Here is a 14714-nt window from a genome sequence, read left to right as displayed (position 1 = left end):
ACGCGGGTCACCAACTCCCCGACGGGCCGCCCGGCGGGGGTATCGGCCTCGTATCCTGCGCCTTGAAGAGCGCCTCTATCGCATCGTCCTGATTGGCAAGGTCTTTACCGGCTTTCTGCAACTTCCCCATGAGCTCGGCGCATTCATCGCGTACGACCGTCAGCCGCGCCTCCCAGGAGTTGAAGACCCGCTGCTGCATGGACGCGCTCTCCAGCCCCTCGACGCCCGGGCTGCCGACCCCCGCGCCCTCCTGGCCGTGCTTGAGGTCACCCAGCGCGGTCACGGCATTCCGGCGCAGCTCGTCCAGGGCGGTTGACGCGGCATTCCACGGTCCCTTCGACGATTTCAGATCGCCGTCGGAGCCGCCCTTGCCGCCCCCTTTATCCCCGTCCGCACTGGCGAGCCTGGTTTGGACGTCTTTGCCGCCGGTATCCGTTCCGCCCGCCGCGTCGTAATACGCCTGCCAACGCTCAGACAGTCCTGTGTCCCCCATACTGCCTTCCTCCACCCGCTGCGCCATGTTCTTCATGGCAGAACAAGGAAAATAACAGAGCGCAATAACGCACGACCACCGCCCGTGTGATCACTGGCACAGGCGGGTGTGGTTTGTACGGGGTTTGCAACAGAGGGCGTCATGCGCGCCGATTACGGCGCTGAGCGGCCGTATCGTCCCAAAGGCTGCAAGTCGTGCAGGTGCACCAGGTCCGCGCAGCGGCAACAGGGCACGAGGGCCATGGGACATGGCTGGTACGACCGCTGATCGGGGGAGAAGCGTTTATGGGGCTCGGGGATTTCATACCGGATGGCGTCGAGGACTGGGTCGAGGACCGGGTCGAGGATGTCGGTGAGGTCGTCGATGATGTGGGGGACTGGACGGCGGACCGGCTGGATGATGTCGGCTGGGAGAGCGGTGCTGACTGGGTCCGGGACAAGAGGACTCCGTCGGCCCGGTAGGTGTAGGCACGACGCTGCACGGTCCCGGCGGTCGGCCCGGTCAGGGACTGTTCGGCCAGCCGGCCCGCCGGGTCCCAGAGCTGGGACAGGGACACTTCTTCGCCGATATGACGGGCTGTCTCACGGCCCGCGGCAGGATTTGGAGTGAGACCTACGCCTACGACGAGGCGGGCAACCAGACCCACGCCACCTGGCCCGGCAGACACCCCGGCGCCGAGGCGACCGGCGAGCGCGCGTACACCGGCACCCGCATCACCCGCGCCGGCCGGGTCCGCTACGAGCACGACGGCGCCGGGCGGATCACGCTACGGCAAAAGGACCGGCTGTCGAAGAAGCCGGACATCTGGCGCTACACCTGGGACGCCGAGAACCGGCTGACCTCCGTCACCACCCCCCACGGCACCATCTGGCGCTACCTCTACGACCCCCTGGGCCGCCGCACCGCCAAACAGCGCCTGGCCGCGGACGGTGAAACGCCGCTCGAGCGGACCGACTTCACCTGGGACGGCGCCACCCTCGTCGAGCAGACCACCACCATCCCCGGCCGCTCCCACCTGGTGACCCTGACCTGGGACCACGACGGCCTCCGTCCGGTCGCCCAGTCCGAACGCATCACCGATGCCACCGGGCAGCGCGAGATCGACCGGCGCTTCTTCGCCATCGTCACCGACCTGGTCGGCACGCCTTCCGAGCTGGTCGACGAGGCCGGGGAAATCGCCTGGCGCAGCCGCGCGACCCTGTGGGGCACCACCACCTGGCCCCGGGACAGCACGGCGTACACCCCGCTGCGCTTCCCCGGCCAGTACCACGACCCGGAAAGCGGCCTGCACTACAACGTCCACCGCAGGATGCGTCACCAGCGATCCGGTGTACGCATGACAACAAACCCGGCGAGTACCAGTGGGTGATCGACAGGGATGACATCCCGAAATTCAATTCGTACATCCAAGAGGTCAACTGGATCAACTACCAGGCCGGCCTCACGTGGAGAGACGGCGAGCTCCCGGATTGGTGACCTCCATGCAGAATTCTGACCACGGCTCTCCCCGCGAGTTCCTCGAGTCGTTGCGGCCCGGACAGGTGTGCACAGGGGTCGTCACCTCAGTGGCCGACTTCGGGGTGTTCGTGGACCTGGGCGGGGGCGTGGGTTTCATCACCGTACCCAACCTCACGTGGCGGCGGATCGATCACCCCTCGCAGGTGGCCCACGTGGGCCAAGAGGTCGTGGGCGCGGTGTTGAGCGTTGATCTGGACCGCGAGCAGGCGTCGTTCTCGCTCAAGGATCTACAGCGGGACCCTTTGCTCGACTTCGCGCTGACCCGATTCGGCTCCACGGTGACGGGGGCTGTCACGAAGGCCGCTCCTGTCGGGGTGTTCGTCCGACTGGAGGAAGGAATCGAGGGCTTCCTGCCAGTCGCGGAATTCAAGGGCCACGTGAGTGCCCCGGAGGCCGGTGACACCCTGACCGTCACGGTCGCCTACATCAACGTAGAGCGGCGCCAGGTGATCCTGTCATTCGCGGGTGCGGGCACGCTGTGATCCGGTGACCGGCCGACGGCACTCCACCCCCCTTTCAGCGCCGCGTTGTCAGCAGACGGCGCTGGTGTGAACTGCCCCGAGTACCGGGCCATCGGCTCAGACGACGGTGCCCGTGACGTCCTCGTCGGCCTTGCGTATGGCGGCGCGCAGCACGGACGCGCCCGTGGGCGTGAGGGTGTGCAGCACGGTCGGGCCGTTCCGGATGGTGGTGATGAGTCCCGCGTCACGTAATGCTGTGGCGTGTCTGCTGGCGGCGGAGGCCGAAACTCCAGCAGCACGGGCGATCTCGCCCGTGGTGGCGCCACCGGATGCGGCGTGCAGGGCGACCGCACGGGCGCGGCCGAGCAGGTTGGTCAGGGACCGCTCAGGGGCGCCGTCACGCACGGAGCGGGCCTCGGGCTCGTGGAGCAACGAATACCAGACCACGGGCGGCAGTCCCGGGTCGGCGAAGGCAACCGGCTCGCCCCAGTTGAAATACGAGGGGACGAGCGTGAGCCCGCGGCCGTTCAGGTGCAGGTCCCGGTCATCAGCCTGCCTGGGGTAGGCGACCTCCAGGACGGGAGGACGCCATCGCAGCATGGACCCGAATCCCGCGAGCATGCCCTCCACTCCGCCGTCGAGCAGCCCGCGGCAGCGTGCCGCTCTCTCGGCCTCGATGCGCGCCTGCACTTGCTCCTTGTGGGGAACGACGACGGCCTCGTAGTACGCGCGCAGCACCCCCACGAACTCCTTGCGCGCTTCCGGGCCGGCCAGTTGCCCGGCCCACGCGGGTGCTCCGACGGTCCGGTCGAGGATGGCCATCTCCTCCATGACCCGTTGCGCAGGCGTGGCCAGAATCGACTCCAGTCCTGCGTCCAGGCCGTCTACCGCATCGACCGGAGTAAGGAAGTCCGGATAGTACGCGGCCCTTGGATACAAGGGCAGTAAAACAGTCCGCAGGGCGCGCTCCAGCCCCTTCTCGCGCAGCTGTTCCCGTGCTGTGCGATACCACCCGGCGAAGGCCCACCTTCCCCTCCGGGACTGGAGCCGGTGCAGGCTCGCGGCGATCTCGCAGAGCGGATCAGGAGCGGAGGCGAGCCGGGTCCTTGCCAGATCCGCGTCGGTGAAGTGAATGCGGAGCATGTCGTTCCCCCGTTGAGTTCGGCTCTTGCTCTACAGCGCACCGGTGTTCGTTCGGCGCGGGACCGGCCGGACGATCGTAGGAAGCTGCGATCAAGATGCGATAAACGGGGAATCAACGAGCTTGAGGCGCAGGCTTGTTGGGGCCTGCGCATGGAAAAGCGGGCTTCACGTACACCGGTGGTGCGCCGGGAGCAGGCGGCTCTGCTCCCGGCGTCCGTATCAGGCCGTCAGCGCGTCCGGTCCGGGGACCCGGACGCTCCGGCGCGACGGGCCGGCGATTCGGTGGTACACGGCGTTCGTCGCCTCCTGACGCATCAGAAAGCCCCCTGGTTGAGGGAGGTTTGCAGAGCCCTGGTCGTGCCCGTGCCCCAGTCGCCGTCGACGTCGAGCCCGGCGCCCGTCATACGGTTCAGGTGTTTCTGCATGGCCTTCACCGTGGCCTGCCCGGCATCCCCGTCCACCACCAGAGCGGCATCGGCCCAGGTGTTCAGATGCCTCTGAAGACCTCGCTTGGACTCAGTTCCCCAGACGCCGTCCGCCGAGACCCCGATGGCCTCCTGGGTCGCTGTGATGGTCCGCGGGCCGAACACACCATCCACCGTCAGCCGGGACCCGTCCGAGAAGTGGCCGTATGCCGCCTCGGTGTCGGGCCCCCACAGACCGTCGGCCGTTGTGCCCACCTTCGTCTGTAGCCATTTGACACCGGCTTCGGTTTTCGGTCCGAAGATGCCGTCCATCACCAGCGCCGGGGAATACCCCAGACCGTTCACCGCGCTCTGCTGATAGGTCACCGGGCGAATCGTCGTGAGCCCGCCGTCGGAGTACGCTCCGCTGCCCGTGTAGTCGGCGTAAGCCCGTTCCGTGTCGGGCCCCCACAGACCGTCGGCTGTTGTGCCCACCTTCGTCTGTAGCCATTTGACACCCGTTTCGGTTTTCGGCCCGAAGATGCCGTCCACCACCAACGCCGGGGAATACCCCAGACCATTCACCGCCGACTGTTGAGAAGCGACAGTCCGGATCGACGTCAGACCGTTCGTGCTGCTGCCGACACCGATATACGCGCGGTACGCCGCTTCCGTCAGCGGCCCCCAGATACCGTCAGCTGTGGCCCCCACCTTCGCCTGTAGCCATGTGACACCGGCTTCGGTCTTCGGCCCGAAGATGCCGTCCACCGCCAACGCCGGGGAATACCCCAGACCGTTCACCGCCGACTGCTGAGAAGCGACGGAGCGGGTGAGTCCGGGGGTGCCGGCTCCCCAGTCCACCTCAGCGAGACCGTCCGTGGGCATACCGGCCTGCACCCAGGAGCGCAGATCGTTCCCCGGGCAGGCCGTTGAGCCGAGAGCGCTGTGGTACGTCGTGGAAAGAGTCTTGCCGATTTTGTTGTTCGTGGCTGCGTACAGGCTGCGGATCGACCTCTTGGCCTCCGGCGTCGCGTCACCGTCAGCGCCGATGAAACAGACCGCGATATGAGTGCGGTTGTAGTGAAGCGTATGCGCACCCTCGTTCTGCCAGCCCCGGCCCTCGTACAGCCGGCCCGCCTGGTCGACCAGGAAGTTGTAGCCGATGTCCGACCATCCGTTGCTGTCCATGTGGTAGTTCTGGATCGCCCGCACGGTCTGCGTGGGGCTCGCGGCGGAGTAGTGCACCACGAATCCCGTGCGCTCTGAAGCGGGCACCTTCACCACATCCCAGGGCGGACGGGCTCCCCACCTCTCCCGGGAGATGATCTTCAGGACGGGGTCGGGCGTCGAGGGTACCGGACGCCCCCCGCCGTCTACCGGCGGAGCAGGATCGATCGTTGATCCATTTTTCGCGTATGGGCCGAGCTTGCTCCCTGGGCATTCCGTGTCCCAGCCACCCGCACTGTGCGGGAGGATGTACGGTCCGGCTCTGCGAGTGGAGCTGAGCTCATACCGCAGGTGGTAGATGAGATTCCGCATCGAGGTGAGCATCGTGGATGTGGGTGCGTCGTTCTTGCCCAGCATTCCCTGGATCGAGTAGAAACCCGTGTTCCGCCCTACGAAGCGGTACCCCACCGTACTGTTACCGACCTTGATCGAGGCGCCACCGTTCGCCTCGCCTCGCTCGTAGCCGCGGCCTTCATAGATGACGCCATGCGGACAGACGAGGAAGTTGTACTCGATATCGTCCAAACCCTGGAAAAGGGTGTGGTCTTTCCAGATTTCGGCAATCTTCGTCTGGCAGTCCACTTCATTGTCCGGAGAGAATGAAAGGAAGCTGCCTATGTAGTGAATGAACACACCTCCTTCCCAGGGTCGCCAGGGCCCCGACGCCCTGGGCGGTTGCCCGTAGTAATCGATGTACCACTGATTCGTTTTCCCGGTGTGCAGCAGAATGTCGTTCTCAACCCAGATGCGCTGAGCCCACTTCGCTCTCTTTACGATTACAGCGCTCATCCGAACTCCTCGTCTCCTTCTGGACGCAGTGCTTACGAGTGCAGAGGGCTGCAGTGACGGCTGCCGGACTTCGTGGCGTTGTGCGAGAGGTATTCCGCGGTGATCGGCCCGTAGATGCCGTCCCCCTCGATGTCCGCCGGGTACATGGGGTCGGTCATGTTCTGGGCGTACTTGAGGGCTGTCTGGGTCGCGGGGCCGAAGTCGCCGTCAATGTCGATCGGCTGGCCGTAGCAGTACTTCAGGGTCTGCTGGAGCACCTCGACATGCTGCCCGCCGGCACCGCGGGACATGGCGCAGTTCCACTTGCCGTTGTAGGTGGGTATGTAACCCTTGGCGCCGCTCGGGAACGTGACATAGGTCCTGCCATTGCACCACCCGGCCGAGGAGGCGGCGGTGGCTGCGGGTGCGCTGGCCATGCCGAAGCCGAGTACCGACAGCGCGACGGTGGCGACGGACGGGGCGACGCTGCTGTGACGCGTGCTGGCCTTCTTCATGATCATTCCCCCGGGATCGTGTGCGGACCACTTCGACGTCGGTCCGTGGCGGTAGCAGCCTCACAGTTCATGACCAGCAGCGGCAACGCACTTGAGTCTCACCGCAAAAGCCCAGTTCAGCGGGGTCTGGCGAGGAACCCCGGGCCTGAAGGGCTCTGTTGGTGGATTCGGTGTTCAGGCGGCCAGTTCCTGGCCAAGACGGGCGAAGCGGCTGACCCAAGTCCGTCAGGCGCAGGGCGACTTGACGAAGTCGCGGAGATGGTCGAGAAGGGCGTCGGGGCGTTCCTCGGCGATGAAATGGCCGCATTCGGGGATTTCGGCACCGGTGACGTCGTCGGCGTACGCACGCCAGATCTCCAGAGTGGGCAGCCGGGCCGGCAGGCCGGTCGAGCCCCAAAGGGCGAGCACCGGCATGGTCAGACGGCGGCCGGCGGCGGCATCCGCGTCGTCGAGGGCGAGGTCCTGCTCCTGGGCGCGATAGTCATCGAACCCGGCGCGCAGGGCGCCAGGACGGGAGAACGCTCGGACATAGGCGTCCACGGCTTCCGGGGCCAGCCCGTGGCGGTTGTAGGTCCAGCGCTCGAAGAAGTACTCGAGGTAGCCGCGCACATCCTGCGAGACGAGACGCTCGGGCAGGTCGGGCTGTAGGTGGAACAGCCAGTGCCAGTAGCCGGAGGCGATCGAGGCGTCCAGGCGGCGGAACATCTCACGGGTGGGGACCACATCGAGCACGGCGATCCGCTCGACCTGGTCCGGACGGTCGAGTCCCCAGCGGTGGGCGACACGCGCCCCGCGGTCATGGCCGACCACAGCGGCGTGCTCGAAGCCGAGCGCGGTCACCAGCCCGGCGATGTCCGCGGCCATCCGGCGCTTGTCGTAGCCGGTGGTCGGCTTGTCGCTCAGCCCGTAACCGCGCAGGTCGGGAGCGACGACGGTGTGGTCGGCGGCCAGTTGTCCGAGCACTGGTTGCCAGCACCGGCTGGTCTGCGGCCATCCGTGCAGCAGGACCACGAGCGGACCATCACCGGCGCGCGTGTAGTGCAGCCGTACGCCGTCCACCTGCGCCACGCCTGTCGTCACCGCTGCCGTCCCCATCCTCATCTCCTCCACCCGCCATCCGTGACTAACCGGCTTAGGAGGTTAGCTTGCGGCCGGGTCGTGCACAATGGCCCCGTGAACGCGGACGATGAGTGGCTCTGGTACGGCGGCCGGGTGTGCCTGGACTACGTCAACACCCTGCGCGACCGATGGAAGGAACCCCGCGAGACGCTCCGCACCCCCGGCGACGTCGCGCGCTGGCTGAGCACCGCCGACCTGATCGGCGACGAGGCCAGGACGCCCCAGACGCCGGCCGAGCCAGATGCCCTGCTGGGCTCCGCCCGGCGGCTGCGCGAGGCGGTCGACCGCGCGGTCCTGGCGGCGGCCGCTGACAGGTTGCCGACCCCGGACGACCTATCCGTGATCAACACCGCGGCCCTCGCCGCCCCGCGTCCGGCGCCCCAGGTCGCCATCGTGCACGGCCGTCTGTCACCGGGGGATGCCTCGGGGCGGGCCGAGGGCGCGGCCGCGGGACTGGGCCTGGTTGCGCAAGACGCGGTGGAGCTGCTGCTGTCGGCCGAGATCCACCGGGTCCGCATCTGCGGCGCCGACCGCTGCGCCCTGCGCTTCGTCGACCGGTCGCCGGCCCGCAACCGCCGTTGGTGCTCGATGGAACGGTGCGGGAACCGGACCAAGGTGCGAGTCCATCAACTCCGGCAGCGCGGGTAGCGCCCGGTAACCCCGGTTGTGAGTGCCGCCGGACGGCACCGGCGGCACCTGCGACACGCCCGCAAATGGCGGTGACACTCCGTTGCTCATCGAATACCGTTGCGTAGCACGGGGGTTCGACGAGGGAGGGACGAGGGGCGTGATGAGCCTGCCTGGGCAGATCGCGATACGAAGGGCCGACTGCCGTGAACCCGCTACGCGCGTAGGGGAACTCAGACGCGTCCTGTGCATCGCCTCGCCCGGGGGAGGCGCCCGATGAGCGGCGGTGGGGGCGGTGGCAAAGACCCGGATCTGGTGGTGGACAAGGAGGCGTTACAGGACATCACCAAGGGGTTACGGGCGGCGATCAGTGAGTTGAAGGACATCGGGTCGGCGACGGACGCGGTGATGGGGTCGGGGTTTGACGAGTTGTCGCTGACGTCGATGGAGGCCGGGCACAACGGTCTTGCGAAGGACTTCGAGGATTTCTGCGAGCGGTGGGAGTGGGGAGTTCGCGGCCTGATCCAGGACGCGAACAAGCTGGCCAAGAAGGTGGGTCTGGCGGCCGGCATGCAGTGGGAGGAGGACCGGTACATCGACGGCACGTTCAAGGTCGTGGCGAACTCGGTGGCCGGGAATCCACATCTGAGTGAGGAGGAGGTCACTCAGAAGGGCTGGGGTGAGCTGTTCTCGGGGGAGACCTGGCGCCCGGACTACAGCAAGGAGTCGTACGAGAAGGCGGGCGAGCAGATCCAGGGCACCTGGCAGGCCACGGGCGACGAGATCTCGCACAAGAGCAGCATCGCCGAGTACGCCGTGCCGCCCGAGCAGCAGACCCCTGAGCAGGACGGGGGTGCGGGCTGATGGGTGGTTTGGATCTGACGCCCGACTGGGTTGACGACGCGGTCGAAAAGGGCACGGAGTTCGTCGGTAACGGCGTCGAGTGGGGCGGCAACAAGGTCGCCGACGGCTTGGACAAGGTGGGCTTGGAGGGCGGGGCGGACTGGGTCCGTGACAAGTCCCGCTCGGCGGCGAACACGCTGGGCGCGGATGTCGCCGAGATGCAGTTGGACGAGACCGAGAACCCGAAGAAGCTGATCTACGGCAGCGCGAGCAAGATCCGCTCGACGGCGAATCATCTGCGGGACTTCAAGAAGGCGTTCAACGATGTCGGGGACGGCCTGAAGCGGCTGGACTCGGCGCACTGGAAGGGCAAGGCGGCGGACGCGTTCCGCGAGGAGGTGGCGGTCGAGCCGAAGAAGTGGTTCAAGGCCGCCGACGCGTGTGAGAAGGCCGCCACGGCGATGGACACCTTCGCGGGCACGGTGGAGTGGGCGCAGACTCAGGCGCAGGAGGCCATCGACGACTACAAGGCCGCGAAGAAGGCGTCGCGCGATGCGGTGTCGGCCTACAACGAGCAGGTCGTGGCGTACAACGAGGCGGTCGAGGACGGCAAGGAAGTCTGTAAGCCGGGGAAGTTCCAGGATCCGGGCCCGGCGAAGGCCAAGCTGGCGCAGCAGAAGCTGGACGAGGCGCGCCGCCAGCGCAACGAGGCGGCGGATACGGCCCGTACGGCCGTGAAGGCCGCGCGGGATGCGGCGCCGCCGAAGCCGTCGTACTTCGAGCAGGCGGAGGACGGCCTGACCGGCCTGAAGCTGGACGCGACGCACTTCACGGCGGGTGTGATCAAGGGGGGCGCGGGGGTCATCGGGTTCGCGCGCAGCGTCAACCCGCTGGACCCGTACAACATCCTGCACCCGGCCGAGTACGCGACGGGCCTGAACAACACGGCGGCGGGGCTGGTCAACGTGGCCAGCGATCCCTTCGGCGCGGGCAAGCAGATGCTGAACGGGTTCGCCAAGGACCCCGGGGAGGGCTTGGGCAGGCTCGTCCCCGAGGTGGTGGGCGCCAAGAGGATCGGCGCGGCGCGCAGGGGGGCTACGGCGGGCAAGTACGGTCGGCCGCGGGGCAGGGCCCGCGACTCGTTGCGCAAGTGGGGGAACAAGGCGCTCGGCCGCAAGAAGAAGGAATGCGGCGACACGGACCCGATCGATCTGGCGACGGGAAAGATGTTCCTGCCGCAGACGGATGTGGCGCTGCCCGGTGTGCTCCCGCTGGTGTTCACGCGTCGCGTGGAGTCGGGCTATACCGAAGGCCGCTGGTTCGGCCCGTCATGGTCGAGCACCGCCGATCAGCGCCTGGAGATCGACGCGGAGGGTGTCGTCTTCCTGACGGAGGACGGCATGCTGCTGTCCTACCCCCACCCTGCCCCGGGTCTGCCGACTCTCCCTGGCGCGGGCCCGCGTTGGCCGCTGGAGCGGGACGAGCGCGGCGCCTACACCATCACCACCCCCTCCGCAGGCCACACCCTCCACTTCAGCGGCCCGAGCGGCGGAGGCGACGGGGTCGCGCGGTTGGAACAGATATCGGACCGCTCCGGCAACTTCATCACCTTCGAATACGCCCCTGAGGGCACACCGGCCGCGATCGTCCACTCAGCCGGCTACCACCTCAAACTCACCACCGCCGAAGGCCGGATCACGGCCTTACACCTGGCAGCCGCAACCTCCGATGGCGGAGACCAAGAGCTACTCCGCTACAGGTACACCGACGGCAACCTGACCGAGGTCATCAACTCCTCCGGCCTGCCGTTGCGGTTCGAGTACGACGACGAGCGCCGAGTCATCTCCTGGACCGACACCAACGAGCGCCGCTACGACTACGTCTACGACAACCGCGACCGCTGCATCGCCCAAGGCGGCGAAGCAGGCCACATAGCCCTGCGTCTCGACTACGACCGCATCGACCAGGCCACCGGCCACCGCTTCACCACCGTCACCACGCCCGACGGCCACGCCACCCGATACCTGGTCAACGACGAGTGCCAGATCGTCGCCGAGACCAACCCCCTTGGCCACACCACCCGCACCACGTACGACCGCCACGACCGCCCCCTGACCCACACCGACCCGCTGGGCCACACCACGACCTACTCCTACGACGAAGCAGGCCACCTCACAAAGATCACAGCCCCGGATGGCCACGAAACCTCTGCCGCGTACAGCGCCCTGGGCCTGCCAACGTCCGTGACCGGCCCGGACGGCGCCACTTGGAGCCAGGCCTACGACGAGGCGGGCCACCGCACCAGCGTCACCGACCCGACCGGCCACACCACCCGGTACACCTATGACGACCGTGGCCACTTGATCGCCATCACTGACGCACTGGGCCACACCACAGGTGTGCGTTGTGACCCGGCGGGCCTGCCGGTCGAGATCATGGACCCGCTGGACGCCACCACCCGCTACCAGCGCGACGCTTTCGGCCGCCCGGTAGACCTCACCGACCCGTTGGGCAACGCCACGCACCTGCGGTGGACGGTGGAGGGCAAGCTCGCCGCCCGCACCAACCCGGACGGGACAACGGAAACCTGGACGTACGACGGCGAAGGCAACTGCACCACGAGCGTCGACGCGGCAGGTGGGGTGACCTCGTACGAGTACACCCACTTCGACCTGCTGTCCGCCCGCACCAACCCGGACGGCGTGCGCTACGAATTCACGCACGACGCTCACCTACGCCTGACGCAGGTCATCAACCCCCAGGGCCTGACCTGGTCGTACGACTACGACCCAGCGGGACGCCTGGTCGCTGAAACGGACTTCGACGACCGCACCCTCACCTACACCCACGACGCGGCAGGCCGCCTCACCACTCACACCAACCCGCTCGGCCAGACCACCCGCTACGAGCACGACGCGGCGGGCCGCATCGCCAGCAAGGCCGCGGACGACCGAGTCACCCGCTACACGTACGACCCGGCAGGCCGCCTTCTCCAAGCCACCAGCCCTGATGCCGAGGTGGTCTACCAGCGCGACCGCTTGGGCCGAGTCAAGGCCGAAATGGTCAACGGCCGGGTCCTGACCCACGCCTACGACGCCTTAGGCCGCCGCACCCGTCGCACCACCCCCACCGGCGCCGCCACCACCTACACCCACGACGCCGCAGGCAACCGCACCACCCTCACCGCCTCCGGCCACACCGTCGCCTTCGACCACGACGCCGCAGGCCGCGAGATCAACCGTCGCATCGGGGACGAGCTGTCCCTCTCCCAGATCTGGGACCCAGCCGGCCGCCTCACCGAACAGGCCGTGACAGGACCGACCGTCGGAACGGTCCAGCGCCGCGCCTACACCTACCGTGCCGACGGCTACGTCACCGCCATCGACGACCACCGCACCGGCCGCCGCGCCTTCGATCTGGACGCGGCAGGCCGCGTCACCACGGTTCAGGCGCGGGGCTGGACCGAGAGCTACGCGTACGACGAGGCAGGCAACCAGACCCAGGCCTCGTGGCCCGCCACCCACACCGCCCAGGAATCAACCGGCACCCGCGCCTACACGGGCACCCGTATCACCCGCGCCGGAAACATCCGCTACGAGCACGATGACGCGGGCCGTCTCATCCTCCGCCAGAAGACCCGCCTGTCCAAGAAGCCCGACACCTGGCACTACACCTGGGACGCCGAGGACCGCCTCACTTCCGTCACCACCCCCGACGGCACGGTGTGGCGCTATCTGTACGACCCCTTCGGCCGCCGCACCGCCAAACAACGCCTCGCGGACGACGCCGAAACGGTGGTCGAACAGGTCGACTTCACCTGGGACGGCTCCACCCTCGTCGAACAGACGGCCACCACGCCTGACCTCCCTCACCCGGTCACCCTCACCTGGGACCACGACGGCCTGCACCCCATCGCTCAGACGGAGCGCATCACCGAGGCCACCACCCAGCAGGAGATCGACCAGCGCTTCTTCGCCATCGTCACGGATCTCGTTGGCACGCCCACCGAACTCATCGACGAGTCCGGCGCTATTGCCTGGCACACCCGCGCCACCCTCTGGGGCACCACCACCTGGGCCACGAGCAGCACCACTTACATGCCCCTCCGATTCCCTGGCCAGTACTACGACCAGGAAACCGGCCTCCACTACAACCACTACCGCTACTACGACCCCGCCACCGCCCGCTACCTCACCCCCGACCCCCTCGGCTTGGACGCGGGCCCCAACCCCTGCCGCTACGTACTCAACCCCCTGATTGCGGCAGACCACTTGGGGCTGTACACCTGTAAGCAAAACGCGGACAAACTTCGCAAAAATATGGCCCGAGAGGGGCGAGCGCCACAGCCCAAGCAAGCTGCGGCACACATAGTTCCTTCCGGCGGCACCCACGGCCACTGGGCACCTGGCGCCCGAAGCCGCGCCTTGCTAGAACGGTACGGAATTGACATCAACGACGCAGCAAATGGCGTCGGACTAGGTCACTCGCGGCCCCACAATTACACTCATCGCCGAGACTTCATGCAACGCGTCAATCAACATTTGGAGACGTTTGTGGAAACCAGAGTGGACCAAGGTTATGGTGCGAGCGCCATTCGCACCGCACTCCGCAGAGAGTTGCGCGTCATCGGCCGGGAGATCGAGAGCGAACTTGTCGGCGGGGCTCCAGGCCCGAGCGCATTTTGGACGGCTTAGCAATGTCTAGCACCCCGAAGCGCCAGAATTCGGTATACCGCGTACTGCCAAGTTTGGGAAGCTTTCAGACGATCCTTTTTGGTAGCTCAATCAGGAAGGTTATGCGCTGGCAACGCACCGATGCCCCAACGGATCGACCTGCCGCTGTTCGAGCCGAATGGGACGGCGACCCGCGGCTGCGTAAGGCGGATTTTCCATCCGGGTACCCGGGAGCTCCCGTTTTCAGTCGCCGCGTCGCTGACCTCCTCAAAGGCGACCTGTCGGTGGCTGGCAGCTTCGTGCCAGTACTCTGCGATGACGCCGATACGGAAGAATATTTCCTCTACCTCGTGGAGGAAGTGGTCGACTGCTTGGACACTCGGAGGTCGTCGAAGCCGAAAAAAGCAGATGGACAGATCAAGAAGGCAGTCTTCCGCGTAGATGCCCTGCCGGTTCACCTACCCGCATTCCGGGTGCCGGAATACCGAGGTGGAATCTATTGGAACGGGTGGGCAGTGGACCGCCTGAGGGAACTTCTCGGCGATGACCTCGAAGTACGTCTGGTTTGGTCGGATGACTCAACCCTTACACCCCACCCTAACCCTATGGGATTTTGACAAATGCCTGGCGCGCGGGCCGTGGTGGCTGGTTTGATGTGCTCTTGGGGTGCGCCGTCTGCACTCCCCTTCCGCCGCTACGACCTGCCAGTTCCTCGGAGAGGTTATGGAAATCTAGGTGGTGACAAATAACTTCCGGACCGCGGAATCGTGGAGGAAGGCTTTCCGGATGGATGATGTGGAGCTGATTGAGTCCCGAGCTGTGTTAGGGCCTGTGTGATGTCGCGATCAACGCGCGCCAGTCCTTCAGCCGGTTGATCAGACGCTCGACGGCGGTTCTCCGGGATGACCGCCTCGATATGGCGT

The 14714-nt window shown here is 66.8% G+C and carries 10 protein-coding genes and 1 pseudogene; 6 read left to right on the top strand and 5 right to left on the bottom strand.

What is annotated here, in order from left to right:
* Positions 1–7: 7 nt before the first annotated feature.
* A complete protein-coding gene (locus ACWY4P_RS14035) occupies positions 8–529 on the bottom strand; it encodes a hypothetical protein (RefSeq protein WP_456210878.1) in 522 nt (173 codons plus the stop codon).
* A gap of 248 nt (positions 530–777) precedes the next feature.
* On the opposite strand from ACWY4P_RS14035, the gene ACWY4P_RS14030 reads away from it, so the two are divergent.
* From ACWY4P_RS14030 to ACWY4P_RS14020, 3 genes and pseudogenes are all read left to right on the top strand, one after another.
* Positions 778–954: a putative T7SS-secreted protein gene (locus ACWY4P_RS14030; protein WP_456210877.1), complete on the top strand. Its 177-nt coding sequence runs from the start codon at positions 778–780 to the stop codon at positions 952–954.
* A gap of 83 nt (positions 955–1037) precedes the next feature.
* Positions 1038–1799: pseudogene (locus ACWY4P_RS14025) on the top strand (RHS domain-containing protein); the annotation flags it as partial.
* A gap of 259 nt (positions 1800–2058) precedes the next feature.
* Positions 2059–2493, top strand: coding sequence for a S1 RNA-binding domain-containing protein (locus ACWY4P_RS14020; RefSeq protein WP_456210876.1), 435 nt, complete (start codon positions 2059–2061; stop codon positions 2491–2493).
* Between the two features lie 96 nt (positions 2494–2589).
* On the opposite strand, the gene ACWY4P_RS14015 is transcribed toward ACWY4P_RS14020, so the two are convergent.
* The 4 genes from ACWY4P_RS14015 to ACWY4P_RS14000 all read right to left on the bottom strand — a co-directional run bounded on the left by ACWY4P_RS14015 (position 2590) and on the right by ACWY4P_RS14000 (position 7624).
* Complete coding sequence (locus tag ACWY4P_RS14015; RefSeq protein ID WP_456210875.1) at positions 2590–3615, bottom strand: ArsR family transcriptional regulator; 1026 nt, start codon at positions 3613–3615, stop codon at positions 2590–2592.
* A gap of 314 nt (positions 3616–3929) precedes the next feature.
* Positions 3930–5879 (bottom strand): peptidoglycan-binding domain-containing protein, encoded by a 1950-nt coding sequence (locus tag ACWY4P_RS14010; RefSeq protein WP_456210874.1) that lies wholly within the window; start codon positions 5877–5879, stop codon positions 3930–3932.
* Positions 5880–6067: 188 nt separating this feature from the next.
* Positions 6068–6529, bottom strand: coding sequence for a peptidoglycan-binding domain-containing protein (locus ACWY4P_RS14005; protein WP_456210873.1), 462 nt, complete (start codon positions 6527–6529; stop codon positions 6068–6070).
* Between the two features lie 225 nt (positions 6530–6754).
* Positions 6755–7624, bottom strand: a complete 870-nt coding sequence (locus ACWY4P_RS14000; RefSeq protein ID WP_456210872.1) for an alpha/beta fold hydrolase — start codon at positions 7622–7624, stop codon at positions 6755–6757.
* A gap of 78 nt (positions 7625–7702) precedes the next feature.
* Here ACWY4P_RS14000 and ACWY4P_RS13995 point away from each other — a divergent pair, with 78 nt between their 5' ends.
* The 3 genes from ACWY4P_RS13995 to ACWY4P_RS13985 all read left to right on the top strand — a co-directional run bounded on the left by ACWY4P_RS13995 (position 7703) and on the right by ACWY4P_RS13985 (position 13812).
* On the top strand, positions 7703–8296 hold the full coding sequence (locus ACWY4P_RS13995; RefSeq protein WP_456210871.1) for a CGNR zinc finger domain-containing protein: 594 nt from the start codon (positions 7703–7705) through the stop codon (positions 8294–8296).
* Positions 8297–8551: 255 nt separating this feature from the next.
* Complete coding sequence (locus tag ACWY4P_RS13990) at positions 8552–9139, top strand: hypothetical protein (protein ID WP_456210870.1); 588 nt, start codon at positions 8552–8554, stop codon at positions 9137–9139.
* The gene (locus tag ACWY4P_RS13985; protein ID WP_456210869.1) at positions 9139–13812 is read left to right on the top strand and encodes a putative T7SS-secreted protein; all 4674 of its coding nucleotides are present in this window, start codon (positions 9139–9141) and stop codon (positions 13810–13812) included. Before ACWY4P_RS13990 ends, ACWY4P_RS13985 begins: the two co-directional genes overlap by 1 nt.
* Positions 13813–14714 lie beyond the last annotated feature (902 nt).

It is taken from the genome of Streptomyces sp. LZ34 (assembly GCF_053890475.1).
Note: the sequence above shows the minus strand (reverse complement) of the source record. Positions and strands in the feature narration are given on the sequence as shown.